This window comes from Acinetobacter sp. SM34 (genome assembly GCF_022012365.1).
Classification (GTDB): Bacteria; Pseudomonadota; Gammaproteobacteria; order Pseudomonadales; family Moraxellaceae; genus Acinetobacter.
The window spans coordinates 282,903-308,896 of the sequence record NZ_JAKLTP010000001.1 but is presented as its reverse complement, the minus strand read 5'-3'; the positions used below and the strand labels follow the sequence as shown (position 1 = coordinate 308,896).

Below are 25,994 nucleotides of genomic sequence, written 5' to 3'. Positions count from 1 at the left end.
TTATCTTTTTTATTCATATAAAATTCATTTTTTATTATTTTTTATGCATAAAGAATAGCGCTATTCTGCATCCATGTGATGAAACATTTGAAAATATTGAGGTTCGCATGAGCATTTCAGCAAAATTGAAACTTGGGGTTTTAGCAGCAGTCGTATCCACCTTTTCTCTGGGTGCTGCAGCGAAAGATTTCCTTAACGTCTCATACGATCCAACACGCGAACTGTATGAAAACGTGAATAAAGATTTCAGCAAATACTGGGAAAGCCGTACTGGACAGAAAATTAACTTCAAACAGTCACACGGCGGTTCAGGTAAGCAAGCTCGTGCAGTCATTGATGGCCTGGATGCCGATGTGGTGACTTTAGCACTTTCTGCCGACATTGATGTGATTGCGGAAAAAACCAAACTTTTACCGGCCGACTGGCAAAAGAGACTCCCTCAAAACTCAACCCCATATACTTCTACCATCGTATTCTTAGTGCGTAAAGGCAACCCGAAACAGATTAAAGATTGGGGCGATCTGGTTAAACCGGGTGTAGGCATTATTACCCCAAACCCTAAAACTTCTGGTGGTGCACGCTGGAACTATTTAGCGGCATGGGCCTGGGCAAAACACCAGGCGGGTGGCAATGACAAAACTGCACAGGAATTTGTGCGTAAAATTTATAAAAACACCAAGGTTCTCGATTCTGGCGCACGTGGTTCAACCACAACATTTGCAGAACGTGGCATTGGTGATGTGCTGTTGGCCTGGGAAAACGAAGCTCACTTAGCCCTTCGTGAACAACCGGGCAAGTTTGAAATTGTGACCCCTTCTCTTTCAATTTTGGCTGAGCCACCTGTGGCGATTGTCGAAAAAAATGCAGAGAAAAAAGGCAACCAATATCTGGCCAAAGGCTACTTAAATTTCCTTTATTCGCCACGCGGCCAGCAAATTGCGGCTGAAAACTTCTACCGTCCACGCAACGCACAAACACTGGCGCAATACAGCAAAGTATTTAAGCCATTAAAACTGGTCACCATCAATCAAGAATTTGGTGGCTGGAGCAAAGTTCAAAAAGCGCACTTTGAAAATGGCGGCGTATTTGACCAAATCGTTAAAGCCAATAGTGCAAAATAATAGCGTTCGATAGACAGGAGCATCGACATGATTCATACCGTAATTGTTCCGGGTGTAGGTGACAGTGAATCTGCGCACTGGCAGTCTTGGTTACAACGACAACTCATGTCATGCTCGCGTGTGCAGCAACAGGACTGGAACACGCCGGTGTTACAAAACTGGATTGCCGAGTTTGTAAAGACCGTGGCGCCTATTCAAGGCAGTGTCCAGATTGTTGCACATAGTTTTGGTTGTTTAACCACTGTGGCAGCTTTAGCCCAGTATCCGGAATTAAATCAAAAAATTAAAAATTTGATTCTGGTTGCACCGGCCAATCCTGCCCGTTTTGGTGAAGCCGGTTTTTCGCGAGATAGCCAGCAAGATTATCAACGCTATTTTCATCAGCTTAAAATTGCTGTACCAACCACAATGCTGATTAGTGAAAATGATCCCTGGTTAAATTTTGAGGATGCGCAATTCCTGGCCAAAGCGTGGAAACTCAATCCAATTAACCTGGGTCAAGTTGGACATATTAATGTGGCTTCCGGTTTTGGATCTTTTCCTGAAATTTATGATTATTTGATTTCAGAAAATGTGTTGCAACACATCAATTTTACTGATGACAGCAAGTGCTTTTTTAAATTTGCAATTTAAACCCTGCAAATTATGCTTGTGCCGAATTAAACTTTTATTTTCGCTGACTTTATTGGTCAGTATTCGCTATTTTTAAGGAATCATCATGTCGCAGCGATCCCGAGTGCTGCCAGGATTTGGTCTTTCTCTAGGCTTTACCCTAGCGTATTTGTCATTAGTCGTGCTTATTCCACTTTCGGCAGTGTTTATTAAATCACTGGGAATTGGATGGGACGGTTTATGGGAAATTTTAAGTTCAGAACGTATCTTAAAATCTTTGCAGTTAAGTTTTAGTGCTGCCCTGCTTGCAGCCTTAGTCAATGTGGTCTTTGGTTTACTGCTGGCGTGGTGCTTGGTCCGTTATAGCTTCCCTGGCAAGCGTATTGTTGATGCTTTGGTCGATTTGCCTTTTGCCTTGCCTACAGCCGTTGCCGGTATTGCACTCACATCTTTATATGCCCCTACAGGCTGGATCGGTCAGTATTTAGAGCCTTTAGGCATTAAAGTGGCATATACCCCAATCGGGATTACTCTGGCTTTGATTTTTATTGGTATTCCATTTGTAGTCCGTACCGTACAACCGGTTTTAAGTGATCTGGAAACCGAACTGGAAGAAGCAGCATCGGCATTGGGTGCGAACCGTTTTCAGATTATCAGCAAAATCATTCTACCGATTCTGTTTCCTGCGCTACTAACCGGTTTTGCCTTGGCATTTGCACGTGGTGTAGGTGAATACGGCTCGGTCATCTTTATTGCCGGTAACCAGCCTTTCGAGACTGAAATTGCGCCGCTGATGATTATTTCCCGTCTGGAAGAATATGACTATGCAGGTGCAACCACCATTGCAGTCGTGATGCTGGTACTGTCATTTGCGATCTTGTTCCTGATTAACCTGTTACAGGCATGGGCAAGCAAACGTACCGGGAGAACTGCACGATGAGTTTAATCACCAATAGCAATGCTTTGGCCGAGAAATTGCAGTCCCGCGATGCTACCCGTGAACCCACCTGGATTCGTTACCTGCTCATCACCATTGCCCTGATTTTCTTTTTAAGCTGTTTGATTCTGCCTTTAATTCTGGTGTTTGTTGAAGCGTTTAAACAAGGGGTGGGCGTTTATTTTCAGGCCCTGGTGCATCCAGATACCTTGTCTGCGGTGAAACTGACTTTACTGACTGCTGTGATTGCCGTTCCATTAAACGTGGTGTTTGGTGTAGCAGCTGCATGGTCGGTAGCGAAGTTTAATTTCCGTGGCAAATCCATTTTGACCACTATTATTGATTTACCTTTCTCGGTTTCACCTGTGATCGCAGGCATGATGTTAGTACTGATTTTCGGTACCCAAGGCTGGTTTGGCGGTTGGTTGATGGACCATGACATTAAAATCTTGTATGCCGTTCCTGCCATTGTGCTGGCAACCGTGTTTATTACGGTGCCATTTGTGGCGCGTGAACTGATTCCGTTAATGGAAGCACAAGGTACAGAAGAAGAAGAAGCCGCAATTGTACTGGGTGCTTCAGGTTGGCAAACTTTCTGGAAAGTGACCTTACCCAATATTAAATGGGGTCTGATTTACGGTGTTATTCTGTGTAATGCCCGTGCCATGGGTGAATTCGGTGCAGTATCGGTGGTGTCTGGTCACATTCGTGGTGAAACTAACACCTTACCTCTGCATGTAGAAATCCTTTACAACGAATATACCTTTAGTGCTGCGTTTGCCGTGTCCTCACTCTTGGCTTTACTGGCTATTGTGACCCTGATTTTAAAAACATGGGTAGAGATACGCCAAGAACGACAAAACAAACGTAATGACGATTCAACAGTTTCTTAAGGAATGACATCATGAGTATTCAAGTTAAAAATATTGAAAAACACTTTGGTGCATTCCATGCACTTAAAAACATCTCACTCGATTTTCCAGATGGTCAGTTGGTAGCATTACTCGGTCCCTCAGGCTGTGGTAAAACCACTCTACTGCGTATTATTGCGGGTCTGGAATCGGCTGATGGCGGTCGGGTCATTTTAGAAGGTGAAGATGCAACCAATGTTCACGTGCGCGAACGTGAAGTGGGTTTCGTATTCCAGCACTATGCCCTGTTCCGTCATATGACCGTATTTGACAACATCGCCTTCGGTTTACGTGTGCGCCCGCGCTCTACCCGACCATCTGAAGCCGAAATTAAAAAACGTGTTTCCCGTTTACTTGATCTGGTTCAATTGGGCTTTTTGGCAGACCGTTATCCTGCACAACTCTCGGGGGGGCAACGTCAGCGTATTGCTTTAGCACGTGCATTGGCGGTTGAACCGCGCGTATTATTGCTGGATGAACCCTTTGGTGCACTGGATGCCAAAGTGCGTAAAGAATTGCGTCGCTGGTTACGTACCCTGCATGATGAATTGCATATCACCTCGATTTTCGTAACCCATGACCAGGAAGAAGCACTCGAAGTTGCTGACCAGATCGTGGTCATGAACAAAGGAAATGTCGAGCAAATCGGTTCGCCGCGTGAAGTTTACGAAAAACCGGCAACCCCGTTTGTATTCGACTTCCTTGGTCAGGCCAACCGATTCGAAGGCCAACACCAGCAAGGCATTATTCAGATTGGTGATGACCGTCTGCAATTGCCACAAGCCAAAGATGCGCCGCAAGGTGAAATTATTGCCTTTGCGCGTCCAAGCGAACTGCGTATTCATGCCGCTCCGCAAGAAAATGCCATTCAAGCCACTTTCTTACGTGAAATATGGATTGCCGGCAAAGTTCTTGCTGAGCTGCAAGACCGCCAAGGCAATTTAATTGAAATTTCGCTTAACTCGGAAGAAGCGAAATTACATCAATTTAAGCCAAATCAAACAGTGTGGTTAAGCCCAACAGCATTGCATTTGTTTGCCAATGACGTCGCTTAATAACAAATAGATGGGGCCAAAAAACAGCCCCCATCCCTTTTAAGGTATACAGCATTATGAATTTCCAACAATTAAGAATTATTCGAGAAACCGTTAGACAGAACTTTAATTTAACTGAAGCTTCAGCGGCGCTTTATACCTCACAGTCTGGAGTAAGTAAGCATATTAAAGATCTAGAAGATGAACTGGGCGTACAACTGTTTATTCGTAAAGGCAAACGTTTACTGGGCCTCACTGAACCGGGTCAATCTTTACTGGGCATTGTAGAACGCATGCTGGTGGATGCAGACAATATTAAACGTCTGGCAGATGATTTTAACCGTGTCGATGAAGGCACCCTGACCATTGCAACCACGCATACCCAGGCGCGTTATGTGTTGCCACCGATTGTCAACCAGTTCAAAAAAGAATTTCCGAAAGTTCATTTGATTTTGCAACAAGCCAGTCCGGTTGAAATTACCGAAATGTTGCTGCAAGGCGAAGCAGATATTGGTATTGCCACCGAATCTTTAACCACTGAAGAAAATCTGGCTAGCGTACCTTACTATAATTGGCAACACAGTATTATTACACCGCAAAACCATGCACTTGCCAACAAAACAGATATTTCGCTGGAAGATTTGGCACAATTTCCGATTATTACTTACCACGGCGGTTTCACAGGGCGTTCTAAAATTGACAAGGCTTTTGAAGATGCCGGCATTGATGTTGATATTGTGATGTCAGCACTGGATGCCGATGTGATCAAAACCTATGTGGAATTGAATATGGGCGTCGGTATTGTCAACAATGTCGCTTATGATGCGGAACGGGATTATCGCCTTAAACAGATTCCAACCGATATCTTTGGTGTAAATACCACCTGGATTGCGGTACGTAAAGGACATTTGTTGCGCGGTTATGGCTATGAGTTTATTTCACTCTGCTCGCCAGAAGCAGATATCAAGGCACTGAAAAAATTGGCTTATCCCGAAGATTAAAAATTTGATTGATTAAGAAAGGGATATTAAATATCCCTTTTTTTAATTTTAATTCAAATTTTTTATTATTTTACTTATCAATCAAATAAATAATTCACTTTGTTACAGATGTAGGCTATGCCTTCGAACCAGTCAGCAGCAGCCCGGTAAATTTAGTCAATGCAGTACGTTTTAAAATAGACACTCACAATCTGACCACGCTTTTAGGCTATCAACCCAATTCGGCTTGGAATTTTTATGGCGGTTTAAGTTATCAGACCCTAGACACTCAACTGAAAATTTCAGGGCAATCGATGGGAATACAGGCTGATTATATTGCAAATATGGATAAAAACTCGGCCTTGGGCTGGTTGGTAGGTATCAACTATCAAATTCCTGAATATGCACTAAAAACCTCACTCACCTATCGTTCTAAAATTCAACATACGCCACAATTTTATGAGCAGACTTCATCCATTCCTGCAATTCCAGTCTTGAATTTAAGCTCTGCACAGCACATCAGCATCGACACACCGCAGTCGCTAAATCTCGAGTTTCAATCCGGGATCACGCCTCGCAATGTTATCTATACCTCTTTGCGTTGGGTCAATTGGAAAAATTTTAAAATGGTTTCTCCCCTGATGAGCCGGGGTAAAGCTACACCGGTCAACTTGGTGGATTATCAAAAAAATCAGCTTTCAGCCACCTTGGGACTTGCCCATATCTTCAATGAGCACTGGACATCGGCCCTAGATATAGGGATGGATTCAGGTATTAGCAATCCAGCCTCTACCTTAAGCCCTTCGGATGGTTATTATAGTTTTGGAGTTGGCGGGTTTTATAATGTGCAGTCTAATTTATTTATTGCTGGTGGCATTAAATATTTCAAGCTAAACAAAACCAAAATTGAGACGGATCAAGAAGGTGCAGGCAATTTATTTGGCGTGTTATCTTCGGTAAACAATAACAAAGCTATTGCTTATGGCCTTAAGGTCGGTTATCGCTTTTAACTAAAACCAGCTTAATTTTGCATAATTTAATTTTGAAAAAATAAAAAACGAGCCGAAGCTCGTTTTTTTAATGGGGCAATCTTTGATTACCAGTTGAAGCTTACGCCTACTTTACCCACTGGCAACCATTGATATTTATCATCATTTGCGATTTCATTCGCTTCTTGATCTACTGCAACTTGAGCAGGTATGGTATTACCTGCTACTGGCGCTAGATTATTTTGTGTTAATTGAACCTTTGGGTTACCTGTGTAGTAAGCACCTACTTCACCAAATAATCCCCAGTTCTTATTAATTTTTGGTGCGAAACCAAAGCCTACATAAGGAGCAATGTCGTTTTCGTAGGACATTTGACCACGTACATTACCTTCTTGACCTGCAACAGCTAATTGATAGTTATTGCCGTTAATGCTTAAGGTTTCCCCATCTCCAATACGTTTTTGTAAATCATATTGGTTATCCAGATAACCTACACCCGCAGCCATGTATAAGCCTTGTGCCCAACGGTTTGTACTTGCACCCCAAGGACGAATTTCTGCATTCAAATAAGCCAGCTTATTATCCATGTCCAAGTCATATTTTGTACCATTTACTGATACATCATCTGTCCAAGAAATATCACCGCCGTTATAACCTAGGGCTAAACCGACATACGGGTTTGCAGTCCAAAGCAAGGCACCACCATAACCAGTTGTCCCTACTTCAGCACGAACACCGGTAGGAATAAGCTGGTTACGCTCAAATGTATAGCCATCTTGCACTACTGCATCATCAGCTGCCATAGCTGTTCCTGCAATAGCAGTTAATACAGATACTGCTAAAATCGTAGCTAAAGTTTTCATGATAGATCTCCTCAAAAAATTTCTATTTTCATCATTAGTGCTTTTCTGATCATTAAAACTATAAAATATTAATTGCTTAACTTTTATTCGAAATTTGCTGAGTTTTTGTTATTTTTTGATACATTTTCTGTTTGCTTTTGATTATTAAATCATTTTTTGTTTACTTAATATTCATCGCTGATTTTTTATCTTATTTTTCGCCTCTTTCATAATTAATTCCGATCCAAAGCCACTTTTTCATCTATTTCTGTCTCAATATAGTGTAAAATCTTGAAAATTTTTTTTGGAAATGGAAGATCATGTCTCAGCTTTCAACAATCATTGAACAAGCTTTTGAAGACCGTGCAAATTTCACTGCGGCAGACTGCTCCGCTGAAATTCGTAGCGCTGTAGAAGAAGCTATTGCTGGCCTAGATAACGGTACACTTCGTGTGGCTGAAAAAATCGACGGTGAATGGGTTGTTCACCAATGGCTTAAAAAAGCTGTTTTGTTATCTTTTAAATTAAATGACAACAAACCAATCGAGTCTGGTGATCTTCGTTTCTACGACAAGGTAGAAACTAAATTTTCTAATTGGACTGAAGAACAGTTTAAAGCTGCAGGCGTACGTGTAGTACCACCTGCTGTTGCCCGTAAAGGTTCTTTCCAGGCGAAAAACGTGGTATTGATGCCTTCATACGTGAACATCGGTGCTTATGTGGATGAAGGTACTATGGTTGACACATGGGCAACTGTAGGTTCATGTGCACAAATTGGTAAAAACGTTCACTTGTCTGGTGGCGTGGGTATTGGTGGTGTTCTTGAACCACTTCAAGCGAATCCAACCATTATTGAAGACAACTGCTTCATCGGTGCACGTTCTGAAATCGTTGAAGGCGTAATCGTAGAAGAAGGTTCTGTGATTTCTATGGGCGTGTTCATTGGTCAATCGACTAAAATCTTTGACCGTGAAACTGGCGAAATCCACTACGGCCGTGTTCCTGCCGGTTCGGTTGTGGTTTCAGGTAGCCTTCCATCTAAAGATGGTACTTGCAACCTGTATGCTGCAATCATCGTGAAAAAAGTAGATGCGAAAACCCGTGCAAAAACCAGCTTGAACGATTTATTACGCGAAGACTAAGATTTCTTAAGTCTGTTGCGGAGCGATCGCTCCTCATCTCTACGGTCAGCAATGATCGTAGGGATTTTTGTTTTTGTGCTCTGTCATTTTTTGGTGTGGTAATTTTTTGTTATGAATACTCTTCGATCTTCCGCTATTCCTGTTTCTGATCCGTCTGCGGGTTTACGCATCACGGAGATTTTTTATTCATTGCAAGGTGAAGCCAATGCTGCGGGTTTGCCTACGGTTTTTATTCGTTTAACCGGTTGTCCTTTACGCTGCACCTATTGTGACACCACCTATTCTTTTGAAGGTGGCGAGCGACAATCACTCGAAGATATTATTCAAACCACGCTCGATTTTAAAACCCCTTATATTTGTGTGACTGGTGGTGAACCACTGGCACAGCCTAACGCCCTGCCTTTGATGCAGCGTTTAGCCGACTTGGGCTGTGAAGTCTCACTTGAGACCAGTGGTGCTTTAGATGTCTCTAAAGTCGACCCGCGCGTTTCTAAAGTACTCGATTTAAAAACCCCGACTTCCGGTGAAGTTGCACGAAATTTGCTTAGTAATCTCGATCATTTAACCCAGCATGACCAAATCAAGTTTGTAATTTGTAACCGGGAAGATTATGAATGGTCAAAACAGCAGGTTGAACAATACCAACTCGCCGATAAAGTGAGTACCGTTTGGTTCTCGCCTGCTTTTGCGGTGGAAAAAGGTGCAGTACGTTTGCCTCAACTTGCCCGTGATTTAGCACAATGGATTTTAGAAGACCATCTCCCTGTTCGTTTCCAGTTACAATTGCATAAATTGCTCTGGAATGATGAAACTGGTCGTTAATTTATTTCTGTTCTTGAATACCTATATTTGTTTGGAGATTTGAATATGCGCCCTCGTGCCATAGTTTTGTTATCTGGCGGCTTAGACTCAACAACCTGTTTGGCTTGGGCGCAAGCACGTTATGAATGTATTGCTTTAAGTTTCATGTATGGTCAGCGTTCCACCACTGAACTGGATGCGGCTAGAGCATTAACACAACGCGCTGGTGTAGAACATCGTGTCATTAATATTGATTTAGGTAACCTCGGCGGCTCTGCGTTAACAGACCACAGCATTGATGTGCCGGAACATGAACAAGAAGGTATTCCTGTAACTTATGTTCCAGCACGTAACACCATATTTCTGTCTTATGCGCTCGCTGCAGCGGAAGTTTTTGGTGCAGAAGCGATTGTAATTGGGATTAATGCCGTTGATTATTCAGGATATCCTGACTGTCGCCCTGAATTTATTGATGCTTTTGAACGCATGGCTCGCCTTGCAACCAAGGTGGGTGTAGAAGGTAAACCTCTTAAATTTGAAACACCTCTGTTACATTTATCCAAAGCAAATATCATTCGCTTAGGTATAGAACATGGCGTAGACTACAGTCAAACGGTGTCTTGCTACCAAGCAGACGACCAAGGACGTGCTTGTGGTAAATGCGATAGCTGCCGCTTACGTAAACAAGGTTTTGCTGATGCGGGTATCGCCGATCCGACACGTTATATACCGTCATAACAGGGTACAGTACATGAAAAATTTGAAGTCAAACATTATTCTTTCTACATTGGTTTCTGCGGTTGCATTAATGGCTACTGCTTCAAATGCAGCTGAAACAAATAAGCTTCAAGAAGCTTATAAAAGCACTAATGTAAAATCTGCTTTAATTAATGTTTGTAAAGAAGAAACTGGTAAAAGTAAAAAACTTAGCTCATCTGAAGTAAGCAAATACTGTACTTGTGCAGTTGAAGCCGATGGTCGCTTAACCAATGCACAAAAATGGGAAATCCAAAGTACCATTAACCAAAAGAAAAGCCCTGCGACTTTAGCTTTTGTACAAAAACAAAATAAAGACTTACAAGCTTGTTTCGGCCCACAATTGACCGGAAAACTTAAAAGCCTGACTGAAGAAGCAATGAAATCTGCTCAACAACCTAAAAAATAAGTTGATTTAGATTGAATAAAAGCCTGCATCGTTGCAGGCTTTTTTATGGTTGAAATTTATATCCCAACTTCAGCATAAGCAGGACTAAATTCGCTATCATGTCAGCATAAACTTAAGATCAATATGATAAATTCGACTTTATAAGGATCCACACATGTCTGCTATTACGCTGCCCAATCAAACCTTCCCAACCACAAGCGGTGAAATTAACCTGACTGAAATACCGACCGAATGGCTGATTGTGTATTTTTATCCTAAAGATTCTACCCCGGGCTGTACTACACAGGCGATCGGTTTTTCCTGCTTGAAAGACCAGTTTGATGCCTTGAATACTACAATTCTGGGTATTTCACGTGACTCGGTAAAAGCCCATCAAAACTTTACCGAAAAACAAAATCTGAGCATTAACCTGATTAGCGATAAAGAAGAAGTTCTGTGCAATCTTTTTGATGTGATTAAAGAAAAAAACATGTATGGCAAAAAAGTCATGGGTATTGAGCGTTCAACCTTTATTTTCCATAACGGCGAACTGCTAAAAGAATACCGTAAGGTCAAAGCCGCAGGGCATGCAAAACAAGTGCTTGAAGACTTGAAAGCTCTGCAAGCTGCTTAATTTCCCCCTATAAAAAAGGCATGATTTTAACTAGAAATAGTATTGCTCATGCCTTTTTCTTTTGTGTTGTGCATCCACTTATTTCAATAAGGAAATGGCAATAGACCACATCACGCAGCCAATTATTAGATCCAATATTTTCCAGGCTTGAGGACGTTGAAAAATTGGTTGCAAATAACGTGCTGCATAGCCCAAGCTAAAAAAGAACAGGAATGATGCACTGATTGCCCCTAGGGCAAAATACAGTTGCGTGTTGGGATATTGGGTCGAGACTGAGCCAAGTAACACGACTGTATCCAAGTACACATGCGGGTTCAGCCAGGTTAGGCCTAAACAAATCAACAGGACCTTCCATAAACAAGGTACTTCGTCTTGAGTAAGGTCTAAACGCTGCTCCCCTTTCCAGGCCTGATAAAAATGTTGTGCCCCATATATCAACAGGAAAGTCGCACCCAAATACTTGGCAATATTCAGCCAATCCGGATGCAACAAGACCAGTTCTGAAAAACCCAGTACTCCTACTGAAATCAATATTGCATCAGACAAGGCACAACATAGGCAAACGGCAAAAATATGTTGCTGTTTTATCCCTTGTTTCAATACAAAAGCATTTTGTGCACCAATCACCACAATCAGGCTTAAAGCCATGGCAAAACCGTGTAAAGCACTATTTAACATACATACTAAATCTTAAAAATAATTCAAAAATCCTGTAGTGAATTATCCCAGCTTAAAGCCTAAATTAAGTATGATTAAGAAAATATCAATCTTACTAAATTTTTCTTAGGTTATTGCCATGCTCTCAAGTAAATCCTGTGAAGCTTTTCTTGCCGTTGCGGAATCCGGCAGTTTTGACGAAGCTGCACAGCGGCTGTGTATTACCGCTTCTGCGGTCACATTACGGGTGCAGGCTTTGGAAAAAGATTTGGGACAGATTTTATTGCTGCGCGAACGTCCCTGCCGGGTGACGCAAGCCGGTCAAAAGCTGTTAGAATATTTACAGCATCAACGCCTACGTGAACAGAATCTGTTACAACAGTTCATGGGGCAATCCAGCCAGCATGAGTTTCATCAATTCAGTATTGCCACCAATGCCGACTCTTTATCGACCTGGCTACTTAAAGTCCTGCAAAGCACATTGATTGAGCAAAAGATTGCGCTAAAACTGTCTCTGGATGACCAGACCCAAACCCATCAACTGCTTGAAACCGGTTTGGTCAATGCCTGCATCTCGACTGAATCCACTGCCATGAAAGGCTGTGAAGTGCATTACTTGGGACAGATGACTTACCGCATGGTGGCAACAGCTTCTTTTGTAGAAAATTGGTTTAAAGATGGCATTCACCGTGATGCGTTAAGACATGCTCCAGCCATTATTTTTAATGGTAAAGATTTAATGCATCATCAGGTGATCCTGAACTTGTTTGGTCTGAACCAGCAAAGTTATCCGCATTATTTTATTCCCTCTTCGACTGCTTTTGTAGAAGCAGTACATTTGGGTTTAGGCTTTGGTTTAGTGCCGCAATATCAAATGGGTGATGATCTTCAAACCGGTAAATTAGTAGAAGTCATCCCGGATGCCAAAACCGAGATGAAACTGTATTGGCATCACTGGAAGCAGCAATCTGCGCTATTACAAAAATTGACGCTAGACTTGCTGGAAAATGCACCACATCACATGAATTAAAAACAACCCGATCCACAGAAACTGGTTTTAGATGGATATGCTGCGTTATTTGGGCTGCCACTGGCCAAAGACCTCAATATTGACTTTTTCCCCTATGCCGCCGAATGCTTTTTTCATACCAAAGTCACTGCGTTTAACCACTGTTTTAGCTTCAACATCCAGCAGCTGGTGATTGGTCGGATTGGGTTTTAAAAGGGTATCCAGAACTACCGGCTGGGTCACGCCACGCAAGGATAAATCCCCTTTTATGCTGTAGTGATTATTGCCTAAAGAGATGAATTGATGGCTGGTAAATGTTGCGGTCTGGTATTTTTCAGCATAAAAGAAATCTTCACCTAAAATTAAATTTCTTAGCGATGGCTTGGTCAGACTCAAGCTATTCACATTCAATACAAACTGGGCAGAGGCATTTTGTGGGGCTGCGGGATCAAAACTCATGCTGGATTGAACCTTCTCAAATTTGCCTTTTACGATCGAAAATCCCATCGACTTGATATCAAAACCGACATAAGTTGTTGGCGTGAGAGACCACTGCTGGGGATTGGCGTGCGCGTTGATCGCGTTAATATTTAAGCTTAGAACACCCGTAATGAAGATACATTTCAAGCTTGTGTTGAGGTTCATCTTACCCACTCCTGGATCGCTGCAATGGCTTGCCTCGACCTAGTAGCTTACTGAAAATTATGCAAGATTGGTTTTATCTTGGGTCAGGTATTTGTCCTGTAATTGTTGGTAAATGGGCATTTTTTGAAATTTGTGTAAAAACTCGCTGGTTCCGAGCGGAAAAGCTGATTCGATAATTGCACCACTATAATAGGCTTCACGCAACGGGGTCGCTGAAATTTCGCCGATCTGGTTATCAAGTTCCACCATCTCCCATTCCAGGAAGAATTTTAGATCTTAAGACAATTTTCTTAAAATGGTCCAATTAAAAATATATTTGAATTATATAGCTTTCCATTGCCCAATCAGATGAATACTCACCTTCTCACCCACACCGGTACTCGCTTTTTTCATGCCAAAATCCGAGCGGTTAATCACGGTAGCTGATTTCACATCGAGCAGATTTGGATTGTTGTTGTTGGGCGTTAAGATGGTATCAAACACAACTGGACGGGTGACACCACGCAAGGTTAGATTTCCCCGAATCCAATATCTGTTGGTAGCATGCGGTTTAAACTGGGTACTTTTAAAATTCACTGTTTTATAGCGTGAGGTATAAAACAGGTCCTCACCCATAATCATATTTTTTAAACCTGGTTTGGAAACATTCAGGCTATCGACTTGCATGGTAAATTCTGTTGATGCCTGTTGCAGTGTTTGCGGATCAAACTGCATTGTTGCCTTAAATTGCTGGAAACTCCCCTTCACTACAGTCAAGCCCAATGAGTTAATGCTAAAGCCTACATCACTTTTTGGCGTCAAGCTCCAGCTCTTGGCATAAACTGCCGACATACAAACAGCTGAGAGACATCCTGCATAAACAATATTTTTTAAGAATAGATTCATCATGTTGCTGCCTAACAATTAAATGAACTCAATACTTAAAACAGCTTCAGCTCAGATTTGTTTTATCGTTCATTGCAAATTTATGTGCCAATTGTTGATAAGTCTCAGTATTTTTAAACTTATGTAAAAACTCGCTGGTTCCGAGCGGAAAAGCCGATTCGATAATTTCACCACGATAATAAGCTTCACGTAGTGGCGTTGCTGAAATTGCCCCGACCAGGCTGTCCAGTTCTACCATCTGCCATTCCGGGAACAGCTTCAGATAATAGGAAGATTCATCTTTAAAGTGACCAATTAATCCGACTTTCGCTTCGGGCTCGACTACGCCAGTTACCAAAGATTGCACCAGTTGTTGCCATTTTTGATCGTCATACACATCAATCACATGCACAAACTTAATCCGCTGTTGATCTGCTTCTGAAAAGTTGGACAAAATCATCTGTTCACGCTCGGAAGCACTAAATGGATTTTTAATATTGCGTTCATTCTGTGCCGAGCCCAAAGCCAGAATCACATTCTGGCTTTGCTGCAATGCAATTTTAATGGTTTGCATATGTGCCAGATGAAAGGGCTGAAAGCGACCAATGAAAACCAGATAATCAAATGTATAGTTCATAACGGTTCAAATTTTTTATGACTCGTGAGTTGTGCCGCTAAAATAAATATGCGACATAATAAACGCCATAAAATCAAATTAAATTTTAAAGCAAGGATAGTACGATGACACTGAGCTGTATTCAACAACCACATCAACATTTGAATGCGAATTTAGAGCATGGGGTGCTTACCTTAGCCATTAATCGTCCTGAAGCTAAAAATGCCTTGTACGGCGAGCTGTATCTAAAAATTGCCCAGGCACTGGATGAAGCCGATCAGGATAAAGAGGTTCGCGTGGTGATTTTGCGTGGTGCGGATGCCGACTTCAGTGCCGGTAACGACATGCAGGATTTCATGAAGTTTATCCAGACCCCTCTTGCAGGTAAAGCCGGTGATGCACCTCCATTCGTGGTTTTGAAATCAGCTGCAAAATTTTCCAAGCCTTTGATTGCCGCTGTACGCGGTGTAGCGATTGGCATTGGGGTAACGATTCTGTTACATGCTGACCTGGTCTATAGTGATAACACTGCCCTGTTCCAGATTCCATTTGTCAGCCTTGGGCTTTCTCCTGAAGGTGCTTCAAGCAAACTGTTAATCCAGCAAGCGGGTTATCATAAAGCAGCAGAGTTGCTATTCACCGCACAAAAATTTAACAGCGAAAAAGCCTTGAGTGCTGGAATTGTAAATAGCATTGAAGATGACGTTTATGCTACTGCACTGAAACAGGCACAAACTCTGGCTGCACTTCCTCTAGCGTCGATCAAACAGACCAAAGCCTTAATGAAGCACAATCTTAAAGAAATTATTGGCTGTATTGATGATGAAGCTGAAATCTTTATGAAGCGTGTATCTTCACCTGAAATGGCTGAAGCTGTTGCTGCATTTATGCAGAAGCGTAAACCAGATTTTGCACAATTTAACTAATTTTTTAGAGTTAAATGAAAAGCCACTGAATAATGACATTGTTCGGTGGCTTTATGCGTTTTAATAGATATAAATTTCAAGCTTTAAAAGCTGAGTAAACAAAGATGACCCAATCAAGCGAAACCCAAACTGAAAAGAAACGTTATTTTGAGCCAGCCCCAACAGATATTGATGTTGAAAACTTTAAAAAAGTCGTACAAAGCCGTCGTTCGGTACGTAAATTTACGAAAAAACCCATTCCTGCAGAAGTACTGGATGACTGTTTAGATCTTGCCTTGCTTGCCCCAAACTCATCCAATTTACAGCCTTGGACTTTTTATGTGGTGCAGAACTCTTCCAAAAAGAAACAGCTGGTCAAAGCCTGTTTAAGCCAGCTTGCAGCAAAAACAGCTTCGGAATTAATTGTTTGTGTGGCACGTACCGACCGTATTGATGAAATGGCAAAGATGAATATTTCCGAGTTCCCATTTCCGGAAACACCTGTTGCTGTGCAGAAGTATTACAAGTTTATTCCATATAATTATAAAACGGGTTATTTCAATGCTCTGGGTAACTTTAAGAAAGTTGCTTTCAAAATTGCACGTACACTGGATAAGCAATTGCCAGTAACTGCTTTTAACCCGGCAGATGCAAAACTTTGGGCAAGCAAAACCACAGCTTTAGCTTGTGAAAATCTGGTTTTGGCTTTAAGGGCTTATGGTTTTGACAGTTGCATGATGGAAGGTTTTGATGAGCCTATGGTCAATAAAATTTTAAATCTCAATGATGAGGAATATCCTGTAATGGTGATTGCTGCCGGTGAACGGGCTAAAGACGGCGTGTTCTTCCCGCAATACCGTTTTGATCGTGAGTTATTTGTTCAAAAGGTTTGATTTGAATAATCAATTGGCACAGCCTCATATGCTGTCATAACTCAGTTTAAATTTGCATAGGCATTTACGTTACTTTGAAAGATCAAAGTAACCAAAATCTTTGCTAGCCAGAAGGTTCATCCCTGAACCTCTGGCTAGCGGGTGACATCCATGTCACCCTTTCACCAATCAAATATCATCAATAATTTATATCCACCATCTGAATAAACTCAAACGCAGGCTCTTCATACGGATGGCTGACCTTGAGTGCTTTTGCCACATTGGATGCTTGATTTTCAGGCACAATGGTTTCCACCCGCCATTCCTCTACCTGTTCCAGTTCTCCGACCTCACCAATAAAAGGATCTGCACCTTTTAGAGGCTTAAACTGTCCTGTACCCAACACCTGCCAGGCACAATGCTCATAGTTGCCTATCCCACCTGCCCCTGCTTGAAACACGGCGTTTTTGGTTGATTCAAGATGAGATTCAGGAACGTAATAAATCAGTTTAAGCATGCTATCAACAAACAGAATAAAGATAGGATTATCTTAGCGCTTAAATCTGAATTAATCTTTATGAGATTTGATTGAACCCTTATCAGAGCCTCAAAAATCAAAACCATTTTAAATACAACTACCTATTACTTTTTTTGACATTTCTATGACAGTTCAATCTTTTACACTGCTCAAAAAACACTCTATTTTAAAAACAAGATTTAATTTTATAAATTCGGGATAGAAGTTTTTCATTCGCCTCCCGGTCTTAACAACAATATTTTTATTACACCCAAAGTCATTCTAATAAAACAGTGCAATAAGTTATCTTGCGATTTCCAGATATCCTTTACTGTTTCTCTGGCTTTGTACTGGTGTAAGCAACTGGAGACAATAAATGCTATTCATCATCAGTCTGCTTATTCAATTTTTTACAGTATGGGCCATCTTCTTTTTTGGATTGAGTCGAAATACCGGTGCTATTACAACTATTATTGTGGCTGTCATTACTACATTTATCAGTCCCTGGTCGCTGATTTTTGGTATTCCGCTCATCCTCATCAGTTTAATTGTGATGATTGATTCATTACGAATGGCATTCATCACCAAACCTGCCTATAAGATGCTGGCCAATGCCATGCCGACAATGAGCACCACTGAGCGCGAAGCTTTGGATGCAGGTACCAGCTGGTGGGAAAAAGACCTGTTTATGGGCGCACCCGACTGGTCTAAATTCGAAAGTTATCCTTATCCCACCCTTTCAGAAGAAGAACAGTCTTTTTTAGATCATGAAGTAGAACAATTATGCTCGATGCTGAATGACTGGGAAATTCGCCATAACTATAAAGACCTACCTCCCGAAGCATGGACTTATATTCGCGAAAACGGTTTTTTAGGCCTGATTATTCCCAAAGAATACGGCGGTCGCGAGTTTAGTTCATTTGCTCAAAGCCGCATTATGAGCAAAATCGCTTCACGCTCCTTAACGGCAGCGGTCAGTTGTATGGTGCCCAACTCTTTAGGGCCGGGCGAGTTACTCCTTCATTACGGAACAGAAGAACAAAAGAACCGTTATTTACCGGGCTTGGCCAAAGGGAAAGAAATCCCCTGCTTTGGCCTCACCAGCCCTGAGGCAGGTTCAGATGCTGGTTCCATTCCCGATACCGGCGTGGTGTGTTATGGCGAGTTTGATGGTCGGCAAGTACTTGGCCTACGCATGAATTTTTCCAAGCGCTGGATTACCCTAGCCCCAATTGCCACCGTCATAGGTTTGGCTTTTAAGCTGTACGATCCGGAAGGTTTGTTGGGTGATAAAAGCAAAATGGAATATGGCATCACCTGTGCGCTGATTCCTGCCAGCCATGAGGGTGTAAAAGTAGGGCCAAGACACAATCCGGGCGTACCCTTCATGAATGGAACGGTGGATGGTAAAGATGTCTTTATTCCACTGGACTGGATTATTGGCGGTGCTGAAAATATTGGGAAAGGCTGGCGCATGCTGATGGAATGTCTGGCAGTAGGTCGCGGTATTTCCCTTCCTGCACTCTCTACTGCTGCAAGTGAAATGACCTATCTAAACGTAGGGGCTTTCGCCAAAATCCGCCAGCAATTCAAAATTTCTGTGGGTAAATTTGAAGGTGTACAAGAGGCAACCAGTGATATTGCCAGCGAGACTTATATGCTGGAAGCATTCCGTTACCTAGTCACCTGTGGACTGAACCAAGGCGGTAAACCTGCGGTCATGACTGCAATGGCTAAATACTACGCCACTGAAACCATGCGCGATGTAGTCAATCATGGCATGGACGTGGTCGGCGGTCGTGCGGTACAAATGGGTCCGCGCAATTTTCTGGCATTAATGTATCAGACCATACCTGTGTCAATTACCGTGGAAGGTGCAAACATTTTAAGTCGTTCCCTAATGATTTTTGGTCAGGGCTCTATGCGTTGCCATCCTTATTTGTTTGAGGAATTGCAACTGCTGCAAGCCAAGGATAAAGATACTGCCCTAACCACTTTTAACGATATGTTATTTAAACACTTAGGCTATACCTTGAATCGTACTGCGCGTGCATTTGCCTATGGCTATATCGGTGGCTCATCCGATGCACCGAAAAATGTGGATGAATTTACCCGTCCCTATTACAAGATTATTAACCGTTTAAGTGCCGACTTTTCAGTTACTGCCGATATGTGTTTAGGCTTACTTGCGGGTGATATTAAGCGTAAAGAAATGCTATCCGGTCGCCTGGCAGATATTCATGCCAATCTTTTTATTAGCACGGCGATAATTAAATATTATGAACATGGCAAAAAAACTGAGGCTGAACAGGTTCATGCCAAACTGGCGCTGGAAAAATCACTTTACAATGCTCAGGAAGCATTCTATGGCTTGTTTGAAAACTTCCCGGTAGGTATGGCAGCCGGTCTGATCAAATTTATCTGTTTTCCATTGGGCCGACCTTTGAAAAAACCAAGTGATGCTTTGAAACAACAGGCTGGTGATATCATTATGCAGGACAATGCTTTCCGCGATGAACTGAAAAAACATGTGTTTTACACCACTGCGGAAAATGATGTGACCGGTCGTATGGAATCAACCTTTAACATGCTATTGGAAATAGAACCCCTATGGGATAAATTCAAAAAGGCTGAATCCAAAGGTCAGTTTAGTGGTTTAACTTTTGATGAACGCCTTGCAGATGCCGTGGCAATCGGTTTTATAACTGAAGATGAAGCATCAAAACTTGCTGTTTATAATGCCAAGCGCTACGACAGTATGCTGACCGATGTTTTTGATTCTGAACTGGACCAAACGCTGGAACTGGAGAACCCTTATAATAAGGAAGAAGAATCTGCCCCTATGCCTGATCCAAAACAGCGAGAACCATTGTCCCCATAAAATTTCAGCAATAAAAAACGGCTGATTGAGGCCGTTTTTTATAGTCACCATTATCAAAAACAGATTTTAAATTTTCAGCATTTGGCTCAGCAAAATACTTTTGCAACGCTATATACAAAGACCAAACATTATGTAATTCCCCATAAATTTCCGCATTAACTTTTACTGTATTAGATATTTTCTCACCTTTATAATTTAAATAATAAATTATTTATTTAAAATAAATATTAGATTTGTACTTAACCACCCACCAAAAAACCACAAAGACCAAACTTAAAAAAATATAAAATAAACTTTTAATTGTCTTTCTTTTCTATATTTTTCATAAAAACAATCTTCATCATAAATCTTATTGCCATATTTAATATAAAATGCAAAATTCCTATCAAATAGAATATTCTCCTTATATTTCACAAAGACTTCATCACCAACATTGTTAGAAAACGGGCATCCACTTTCAGTTATAGAACAAGAAATTTCAATATAATTTTCACTATTTTTTGCTTTCAGATATAACCCATCAGATGAAACTGGTTCTAAATAATTACTTTTTGGATTCATTTCTCCAGAAGCTCTATTTCTAATTTTTTTTCATAAATAATATAATTCCCACTAGCTTCAAAAATTCCATCAATATTATTTGAGTTTTTTAAAAAAAATGAAAAAAAACTATAAAACAACACAAGCAACAATATAGGAAAAATAAAATATGAATATATTTTATTCCCATTAATTATTGAAATAATAAAACCAAATAAAATAGTACCAACTAAACTTAGATATGAGAAATATCCCCACCCCCAAATATAAAAACTAATTATTTGAAAAAAAATATAACTTCCCCATAGCATACTCAACATAAACTTTTACCTTTTTATTTAAATTAATAAACTAGGACGATTATTCTCAATTTCAGAAAATAATGAAAAAGTCTGATTTACATAATTTACAACACCAGAAATTTGATCTATATAATGCATTAACTCAGGTGTCTTTTCAGCTTGAATAAGCTTTATAGTCCGAGATGGGTCAAAGCCATCAAACTGACAATAAAATAAAGGTTCGCCACGTTTTAAAATTAAATCTTTAGACGTATCATGCCATTCAAAAGCCCACATTAATGGTCTAGGCCAGATATATATCGGGAAACGTCCACCAAAAATTGTTCCTGGCAAAGGATGTTTACGATAGTACCCAAAAGCATCTAATTGCGTGATATAGCTGATTACTTAATTTAGTATTACATCAGAAACTTCATACAATAGTATTTTACGATATATTAGCGTGCTACAGCTCTTGGAATTTAGCTATATATTAGAACAGATGAGTTTTATCATTTTCACGAAAACATTTTCAAAGACTAAATCCAATCACATGACCCGCGACATGAATGTCGCACATTTGGCAGAGATACAAGGATGTATCTTCTGCCAAATAAAAGGGTTTTGTTACTTTTGACCTTTCAAAAGTAAAACATTGCTTATGCGTTATTCATTAAAACTTTGCACAATCAGCGAAGCTATGACTTTATTAAAATAGCCAGCACAAAAAAAACCACCTCACGGTGGCTTTTTCAATCTAAAAATTAAGAACTTTGAAGCAAATAGCTACCGATCAAAAACAGCATTTGTAACCCTACGACTGCCATAAAAAACATCCAGCCTTTCTTACGTAAAGTCGCTTTATCAACATTTGTATAGGTTGCAGTTTTTAGCATTGTGTCACCTCACTTAGAGATTCAATCCTGAACTTATATTTAGTGAACCATCTTTCCTCTATATTGCATCGTGATTGTGCATAAAACACACAAATATTCTATCACTCCAATATAAAAGCAAAATCCAAACCAAGTTCAGCGGGAGAAATAAAAATTAAATAAAAAAATATGTACAAAATAAAAAAGCCACCCGAAGGTGGCTTTTTTTCAAAACACTTCAGAATTAACCAATGAACTTACGTGCATTGCGGAACATGCGTAACCATGCACCATCTTCAGTCCATTCCTCAGGTTTCCAAGAATGCTGAATTGCACGGAAGTTACGTTCAGGATGCGGCATCATAATCGTTGCACGACCGTCTTTCGATGTCACACCAGTAATCCCTTCAGGTGAACCGTTCGGGTTCAATGGATATTGCTGTGTAGCATTACCCAAGCTGTCTACATAACGTAGGCTGACTTGATTGCCTGCATTTAATGCAGCAATCTTGTCTTCAGTTGCAACTACACGACCTTCACCGTGTGCTACAGCGATTGGAAGAATCGAACCTTCCATACCGTCTAACAAGATCGAGTTAGATTTTTCTATACGAACGTTGACTGCACGCGCTTCAAACACTTCTGAAGTGTTACGGTGGAAACGAGGCCAGTTTTCTGCACCCGGAATCAGTGGAGCCAATTGCGACAACATTTGACAACCGTTACAGATCCCTAGAGAGAAGGTTTCTGAACGATGGAAGAATTTCTCGAACTGGTCGCGAAGTTTAGGGTTGAACAATACTGATTTAGCCCAACCACCGCCTGCGCCCATTACGTCACCGTAAGAGAAACCGCCACACGCCACAATACCTTCAAAGTCATCCAGACTGATACGGCCAGCAAGCAAGTCGCTCATGTGTACGTCAACAGTATTGAAGCCGACTTTATCAAATGCCGCAGCCATTTCCACATGACCGTTTACGCCTTGTTCACGTAAAATCACCATGTTTGGACGGCGTGAATTGATGTACGGTGCTTCTACAGGTTCGTTCAAGTCAAATGTAGGCTGAGCGATAATACCTTTGTGATTCTTGTCTGTAATTAAGGCAAACTCTGAATCCGCAGTTTCCACGTTGTCACGTAGACGCTGGATTTGATGCGAAACTTCAGTCCATGCTACTTGTAGATCAGCACGTTCAAGTACCAGACCATTGATAGTCAATTGGTCAGTATTGTTAACTTTACCTACTACAGTGATTGCATCTTTAAGTGAAGATTCAGCGATTTCTGCCTGTAACGCTTCCCAATCAGCAGTAGTGATTTGCAGAACTGCACCAATTTCTTCAGCGAACAGGCTTGCAGTAGATTGATCTTCTAAAGCCACACCCAGACGTGAAGCGAACATCATTTCTGCAACAGTAGCTAACAAGCCGCCATCACCGATGTCATGGTAAGCCTTGATCAAGCCACGGTTGTTCCAGTCCTGCACCAATGCAAAAAATGCTTTGAAATCTTCGAAGCTGTCTACATCAGGCGTTACTGAACCAATGGCTTTATACACCTGAGCCAGGATCGAACCACCTAGACGGAACTGACCTTTAGACAAGTCGATACGTACCAGTACTGAATCTTCATTTTTCAGTTCAGGAGTCAATGTTTGACGTACGTCAGTCACAGGAGCAAATGCAGTGATTACACCTGACATTGGAGAAGTTACTGCTTTATTTTCGCCTTCGTCATTCCAGGTGGTACGCATAGACAATGAGTCTTTACCTACAGGAATGGCAATTCCTAAAGCAGGACACATTTCCATACCAATGGCTTTCACACCTTCGAACAACGCCTGGTCTTCACCTTTTTGACCTGCTGCAGCCATCCAGTTTGCAGACAATTTAATGTCGCTGATCTGGTCGATTTTTGCAGACATAATGTTACTGATTGATTCAGCTACAGCCAAACGTGCAGAAGCCGCTGGATTGAGCAATGCAACCGGTGGACGTTCGCCCATCGCCATGGCTTCACCTGTGTAACCGACCAGGCTGGTTGTGGTTACCGCAGCATCTGCTACAGGAACTTGCCAACGACCGACCATCTGGTCACGTGCAACCATACCGGTAATTGAACGGTCACCGATGGTGATCAAGAATGATTTAGAAGCAACGGTTGGGTTTTTCAGAACACGGAAAATCGCATCTTTCAAATCCACTTGAGCGGCATCAAAGTCATCGCCTTTACGTTCAATGGTCTCGAAAGAACGGCTCATGCGTGGTGTACCGCCAAGCATCACTTGCATTGGCATATCCACGGCTTTGTTTTCAAACAATGGATCTTCAACAGTTAGGTGACGAGCTTCAGTCGCTTCACCCAACACTGCAAACGGACAACGCTCACGTGCACAAAGTGATTCAAACAGGCTTAAAGAACTTGGGCGAATTGCCAATACATAACGTTCTTGCGCTTCGTTCGACCAGATCTCCATTGGAGACATGCCCGGCTCAAGTGATGGAATCTTACGCAGGTTAAGTACTGCACCCAATTCATGGTCGTTGACCAGTTCAGGCATCGCATTAGATACACCGCCCGCACCCACATCATGTACAGACACGATTGGGTTGTAATCTTCCATACGCCAGCAAGCATCAATCACTTCCTGGCAACGGCGTTCCATTTCCGGATTTTCACGTTGTACCGAAGCGAAGTCCAGGTTTTCACCCAGCTTACCGCTATCTACTGAAGATGCAGCACCACCGCCTAAGCCGATCAGCATCGCTGGACCACCAAGCACGATCAGTAAATCGCCCGGTTGAATCGCATCTTTTTCCACATGGTCAGGACGGATGTTACCGTAACCACCAGCAATCATGATTGGCTTATGAAAGCCTTTCACTTCGCCATTTACATTTTGTTCGAAGGTACGGAAGTAACCATTTAAGGCTGGACGACCAAATTCGTTGTTAAATGCAGCACCGCCCAATGGGCCTTCAATCATGATTTGAAGTGGAGATGCCATACGTGATGGCTTGCCGTAGTTTTCTTCCCACGGCTGTTCAAAACCTGGAATGTTCAAGTTTGAAACAGTAAAGCCGGTTAAACCTGCTTTTGGTTTACCACCACGACCTGTTGCACCCTCGTCACGAATCTCACCGCCTGAACCAGTCGCAGCACCGGCAAATGGTGCAATCGCTGTTGGATGGTTATGCGTTTCCACTTTCATTAAGATGTGAGCGGCCTGGCTCTTGTATTTATAAATGTGGTGACCGGTTGCTTCGTCTTTTTTAGGATAGAAGCGCTGCGTATCAAAGCCCACGATTACAGAAGCGTTATCTTTATAGGCAGATAAAACGTCTGTAGGAGATTCTTTATAGGTATTTTTAATCATCTGGAACAATGACAATGGCTGTTTTTCACCATCGATTGTCCATTCAGAACCAAAGATTTTATGACGGCAATGCTCTGAGTTCGCTTGCGCAAACATCATCAGTTCGATGTCATGCGGGTTACGACCCATCTTGATAAAGGCTTCGGTTAGATAATCAATTTCTTCATCAGAAAGTGCAAAACCAAATTCAGAGTTGGCCTTAACCAGTGCTTGTTTGCCCTGACCTAAAATATCGATGCTATTTAAAGGCTTTGGTGCAGTCTCAGAGAATAATGCCGCAGCATCTTCAATTTGATTAAACACACTTTCAGTCATGCGGTCATGCAAAACCTGTTTAACTTCATCAGATACTTCGGAAATACCCTTTAAAGTAAACAAAACACCGCGTTCTAGGCGGTGTATCGGGGTATTACAGTTGGCAAAAATATCAGTCGCTTTAGAAGACCACGGCGAGATTGTTCCTAAACGCGGTGTAACTAAAATTTGAATTTCATCATTTGCCGCTTGGCGAACTTCAAAAGAAGCACCATCGTTTAATAGTTGTAATGCAGATTGATGCTGCTGCTCGTTGAGCGCTTGATCAAACAGATAAATCCATTGACTTTCAATTGATTGAACAGAACTCATTGACGCGAGACGGTTTAAGAGTTGAGTTTTCTTAAAAGAAGAGTGTGCTGGTGCACCGGCCACGATAAACATGCTGATTTTGGCTCCACGGGCAGGTCTTTTGGACCATACCGCCAATGTGACTTAGAGAGAGCGCATATTCTACTGTGTATTGGCAAAATCAGCTAGATAGAAATTCA

At 41.6% G+C, this 25,994-nt stretch carries 26 protein-coding genes and 2 pseudogenes; 16 read left to right on the top strand and 12 right to left on the bottom strand.

The annotated features are described in order from the left end of the window. Nucleotides 1-107: 107 nt before the first annotated feature. The 7 genes from LZZ98_RS01445 (at nt 108) to LZZ98_RS01415 (ending at nt 6,605) form a co-directional block, all read left to right on the top strand. A complete protein-coding gene (locus LZZ98_RS01445) occupies nt 108-1,121 on the top strand; it encodes a sulfate ABC transporter substrate-binding protein (protein WP_237786343.1) in 1,014 nt (337 codons plus the stop codon). Nucleotides 1,122-1,148: 27 nt separating this feature from the next. Beyond that, the gene (locus tag LZZ98_RS01440) at nt 1,149-1,754 is read left to right on the top strand and encodes an RBBP9/YdeN family alpha/beta hydrolase (protein ID WP_237786342.1); all 606 of its coding nucleotides are present in this window, start codon (nt 1,149-1,151) and stop codon (nt 1,752-1,754) included. An 85-nt stretch (nt 1,755-1,839) separates the two neighbouring features. After that, nucleotides 1,840-2,673: a sulfate ABC transporter permease subunit CysT gene (gene cysT, locus LZZ98_RS01435; protein ID WP_237786341.1), complete on the top strand. Its 834-nt coding sequence runs from the start codon at nt 1,840-1,842 to the stop codon at nt 2,671-2,673. Then, nucleotides 2,670-3,563 (top strand): sulfate ABC transporter permease subunit CysW, encoded by an 894-nt coding sequence (gene cysW / locus LZZ98_RS01430; RefSeq protein ID WP_086175578.1) that lies wholly within the window; start codon nt 2,670-2,672, stop codon nt 3,561-3,563. The genes cysT and cysW overlap by 4 nt, the downstream gene beginning before the upstream one ends. Nucleotides 3,564-3,574: 11 nt before the next feature. Continuing rightward, nucleotides 3,575-4,636, top strand: coding sequence for a sulfate/molybdate ABC transporter ATP-binding protein (locus LZZ98_RS01425; protein WP_237786340.1), 1,062 nt, complete (start codon nt 3,575-3,577; stop codon nt 4,634-4,636). 56 nt (nt 4,637-4,692) lie between these two features. Further along, nucleotides 4,693-5,616 (top strand): CysB family HTH-type transcriptional regulator, encoded by a 924-nt coding sequence (locus LZZ98_RS01420; RefSeq protein WP_237786339.1) that lies wholly within the window; start codon nt 4,693-4,695, stop codon nt 5,614-5,616. Nucleotides 5,617-5,705: 89 nt separating this feature from the next. Continuing rightward, entirely contained in the window at nt 5,706-6,605 is a 900-nt protein-coding gene (locus LZZ98_RS01415; protein WP_330848184.1) for an outer membrane protein transport protein, read from the top strand. Nucleotides 6,606-6,691: 86 nt separating this feature from the next. Here LZZ98_RS01415 and carO read toward each other — a convergent pair whose 3' ends face one another. Further along, complete coding sequence (carO, locus tag LZZ98_RS01410; protein ID WP_237786338.1) at nt 6,692-7,447, bottom strand: ornithine uptake porin CarO; 756 nt, start codon at nt 7,445-7,447, stop codon at nt 6,692-6,694. Between the two features lie 299 nt (nt 7,448-7,746). On the opposite strand from carO, the gene dapD reads away from it, so the two are divergent. From dapD to LZZ98_RS01385, 5 genes are all read left to right on the top strand, one after another. Then, nucleotides 7,747-8,568, top strand: a complete 822-nt coding sequence (gene dapD / locus LZZ98_RS01405) for a 2,3,4,5-tetrahydropyridine-2,6-dicarboxylate N-succinyltransferase (protein ID WP_086175583.1) — start codon at nt 7,747-7,749, stop codon at nt 8,566-8,568. 111 nt (nt 8,569-8,679) lie between these two features. After that, the gene (queE, locus tag LZZ98_RS01400; protein WP_237786337.1) at nt 8,680-9,390 is read left to right on the top strand and encodes a 7-carboxy-7-deazaguanine synthase QueE; all 711 of its coding nucleotides are present in this window, start codon (nt 8,680-8,682) and stop codon (nt 9,388-9,390) included. A 45-nt stretch (nt 9,391-9,435) separates the two neighbouring features. Beyond that, complete coding sequence (gene queC, locus LZZ98_RS01395; protein WP_237786336.1) at nt 9,436-10,107, top strand: 7-cyano-7-deazaguanine synthase QueC; 672 nt, start codon at nt 9,436-9,438, stop codon at nt 10,105-10,107. A gap of 13 nt (nt 10,108-10,120) precedes the next feature. Continuing rightward, the gene (locus tag LZZ98_RS01390; protein ID WP_086175586.1) at nt 10,121-10,534 is read left to right on the top strand and encodes a hypothetical protein; all 414 of its coding nucleotides are present in this window, start codon (nt 10,121-10,123) and stop codon (nt 10,532-10,534) included. Between the two features lie 154 nt (nt 10,535-10,688). Next, complete coding sequence (locus LZZ98_RS01385; RefSeq protein ID WP_237786335.1) at nt 10,689-11,147, top strand: peroxiredoxin; 459 nt, start codon at nt 10,689-10,691, stop codon at nt 11,145-11,147. 78 nt (nt 11,148-11,225) lie between these two features. Here LZZ98_RS01385 and LZZ98_RS01380 read toward each other — a convergent pair whose 3' ends face one another. After that, nucleotides 11,226-11,825, bottom strand: a complete 600-nt coding sequence (locus tag LZZ98_RS01380) for a LysE/ArgO family amino acid transporter (RefSeq protein WP_237786334.1) — start codon at nt 11,823-11,825, stop codon at nt 11,226-11,228. A 118-nt stretch (nt 11,826-11,943) separates the two neighbouring features. Between LZZ98_RS01380 and LZZ98_RS01375 the strand changes: the two genes are divergently transcribed. Further along, the gene (locus LZZ98_RS01375) at nt 11,944-12,834 is read left to right on the top strand and encodes a LysR family transcriptional regulator ArgP (RefSeq protein WP_237786333.1); all 891 of its coding nucleotides are present in this window, start codon (nt 11,944-11,946) and stop codon (nt 12,832-12,834) included. 45 nt (nt 12,835-12,879) lie between these two features. Here the strand turns inward: LZZ98_RS01375 and LZZ98_RS01370 are convergent, their stop codons facing one another. The 4 genes and pseudogenes from LZZ98_RS01370 to LZZ98_RS01355 form a co-directional block, all read right to left on the bottom strand. Continuing rightward, nucleotides 12,880-13,458, bottom strand: coding sequence for a YceI family protein (locus LZZ98_RS01370; protein WP_237786332.1), 579 nt, complete (start codon nt 13,456-13,458; stop codon nt 12,880-12,882). Between the two features lie 57 nt (nt 13,459-13,515). Beyond that, a pseudogene (locus tag LZZ98_RS01365) lies at nt 13,516-13,731 on the bottom strand (nicotinate-nicotinamide nucleotide adenylyltransferase); the annotation flags it as partial. A gap of 48 nt (nt 13,732-13,779) precedes the next feature. Then, nucleotides 13,780-14,343: a YceI family protein gene (locus LZZ98_RS01360; RefSeq protein WP_237786392.1), complete on the bottom strand. Its 564-nt coding sequence runs from the start codon at nt 14,341-14,343 to the stop codon at nt 13,780-13,782. A gap of 46 nt (nt 14,344-14,389) precedes the next feature. Beyond that, on the bottom strand, nt 14,390-14,959 hold the full coding sequence (locus LZZ98_RS01355) for a nicotinate-nicotinamide nucleotide adenylyltransferase (RefSeq protein WP_237786331.1): 570 nt from the start codon (nt 14,957-14,959) through the stop codon (nt 14,390-14,392). A 104-nt stretch (nt 14,960-15,063) separates the two neighbouring features. On the opposite strand from LZZ98_RS01355, the gene LZZ98_RS01350 reads away from it, so the two are divergent. Together LZZ98_RS01350 and LZZ98_RS01345 are read left to right on the top strand one after the other, a co-directional pair. Continuing rightward, a complete protein-coding gene (locus tag LZZ98_RS01350; RefSeq protein WP_237786330.1) occupies nt 15,064-15,864 on the top strand; it encodes an enoyl-CoA hydratase in 801 nt (266 codons plus the stop codon). A 104-nt stretch (nt 15,865-15,968) separates the two neighbouring features. Next, nucleotides 15,969-16,736 (top strand): nitroreductase family protein, encoded by a 768-nt coding sequence (locus tag LZZ98_RS01345; RefSeq protein WP_237786329.1) that lies wholly within the window; start codon nt 15,969-15,971, stop codon nt 16,734-16,736. 178 nt (nt 16,737-16,914) lie between these two features. On the opposite strand, the gene LZZ98_RS01340 is transcribed toward LZZ98_RS01345, so the two are convergent. Beyond that, complete coding sequence (locus LZZ98_RS01340) at nt 16,915-17,232, bottom strand: Nif3-like dinuclear metal center hexameric protein (RefSeq protein WP_237786328.1); 318 nt, start codon at nt 17,230-17,232, stop codon at nt 16,915-16,917. A gap of 376 nt (nt 17,233-17,608) precedes the next feature. On the opposite strand from LZZ98_RS01340, the gene LZZ98_RS01335 reads away from it, so the two are divergent. After that, a complete protein-coding gene (locus tag LZZ98_RS01335) occupies nt 17,609-20,113 on the top strand; it encodes an acyl-CoA dehydrogenase (protein WP_237786327.1) in 2,505 nt (834 codons plus the stop codon). A gap of 273 nt (nt 20,114-20,386) precedes the next feature. On the opposite strand, the gene LZZ98_RS01330 is transcribed toward LZZ98_RS01335, so the two are convergent. The 5 genes and pseudogenes from LZZ98_RS01330 to purL form a co-directional block, all read right to left on the bottom strand. Further along, nucleotides 20,387-20,674 (bottom strand): hypothetical protein, encoded by a 288-nt coding sequence (locus tag LZZ98_RS01330; protein ID WP_237786326.1) that lies wholly within the window; start codon nt 20,672-20,674, stop codon nt 20,387-20,389. Beyond that, on the bottom strand, nt 20,671-20,973 hold the full coding sequence (locus LZZ98_RS01325; protein ID WP_237786325.1) for a hypothetical protein: 303 nt from the start codon (nt 20,971-20,973) through the stop codon (nt 20,671-20,673). Before LZZ98_RS01325 ends, LZZ98_RS01330 begins: the two co-directional genes overlap by 4 nt. An 18-nt stretch (nt 20,974-20,991) precedes the next feature. Further along, nucleotides 20,992-21,339 (bottom strand): annotated as a pseudogene (locus tag LZZ98_RS01320) (hypothetical protein); the annotation flags it as partial. A 359-nt stretch (nt 21,340-21,698) separates the two neighbouring features. After that, nucleotides 21,699-21,830: a KGW motif small protein gene (locus LZZ98_RS15475; RefSeq protein WP_269091506.1), complete on the bottom strand. Its 132-nt coding sequence runs from the start codon at nt 21,828-21,830 to the stop codon at nt 21,699-21,701. A 223-nt stretch (nt 21,831-22,053) separates the two neighbouring features. Beyond that, on the bottom strand, nt 22,054-25,887 hold the full coding sequence (gene purL, locus LZZ98_RS01315; protein ID WP_237786324.1) for a phosphoribosylformylglycinamidine synthase: 3,834 nt from the start codon (nt 25,885-25,887) through the stop codon (nt 22,054-22,056). Between the last annotated feature and the right edge of the window lie 107 nt (nt 25,888-25,994).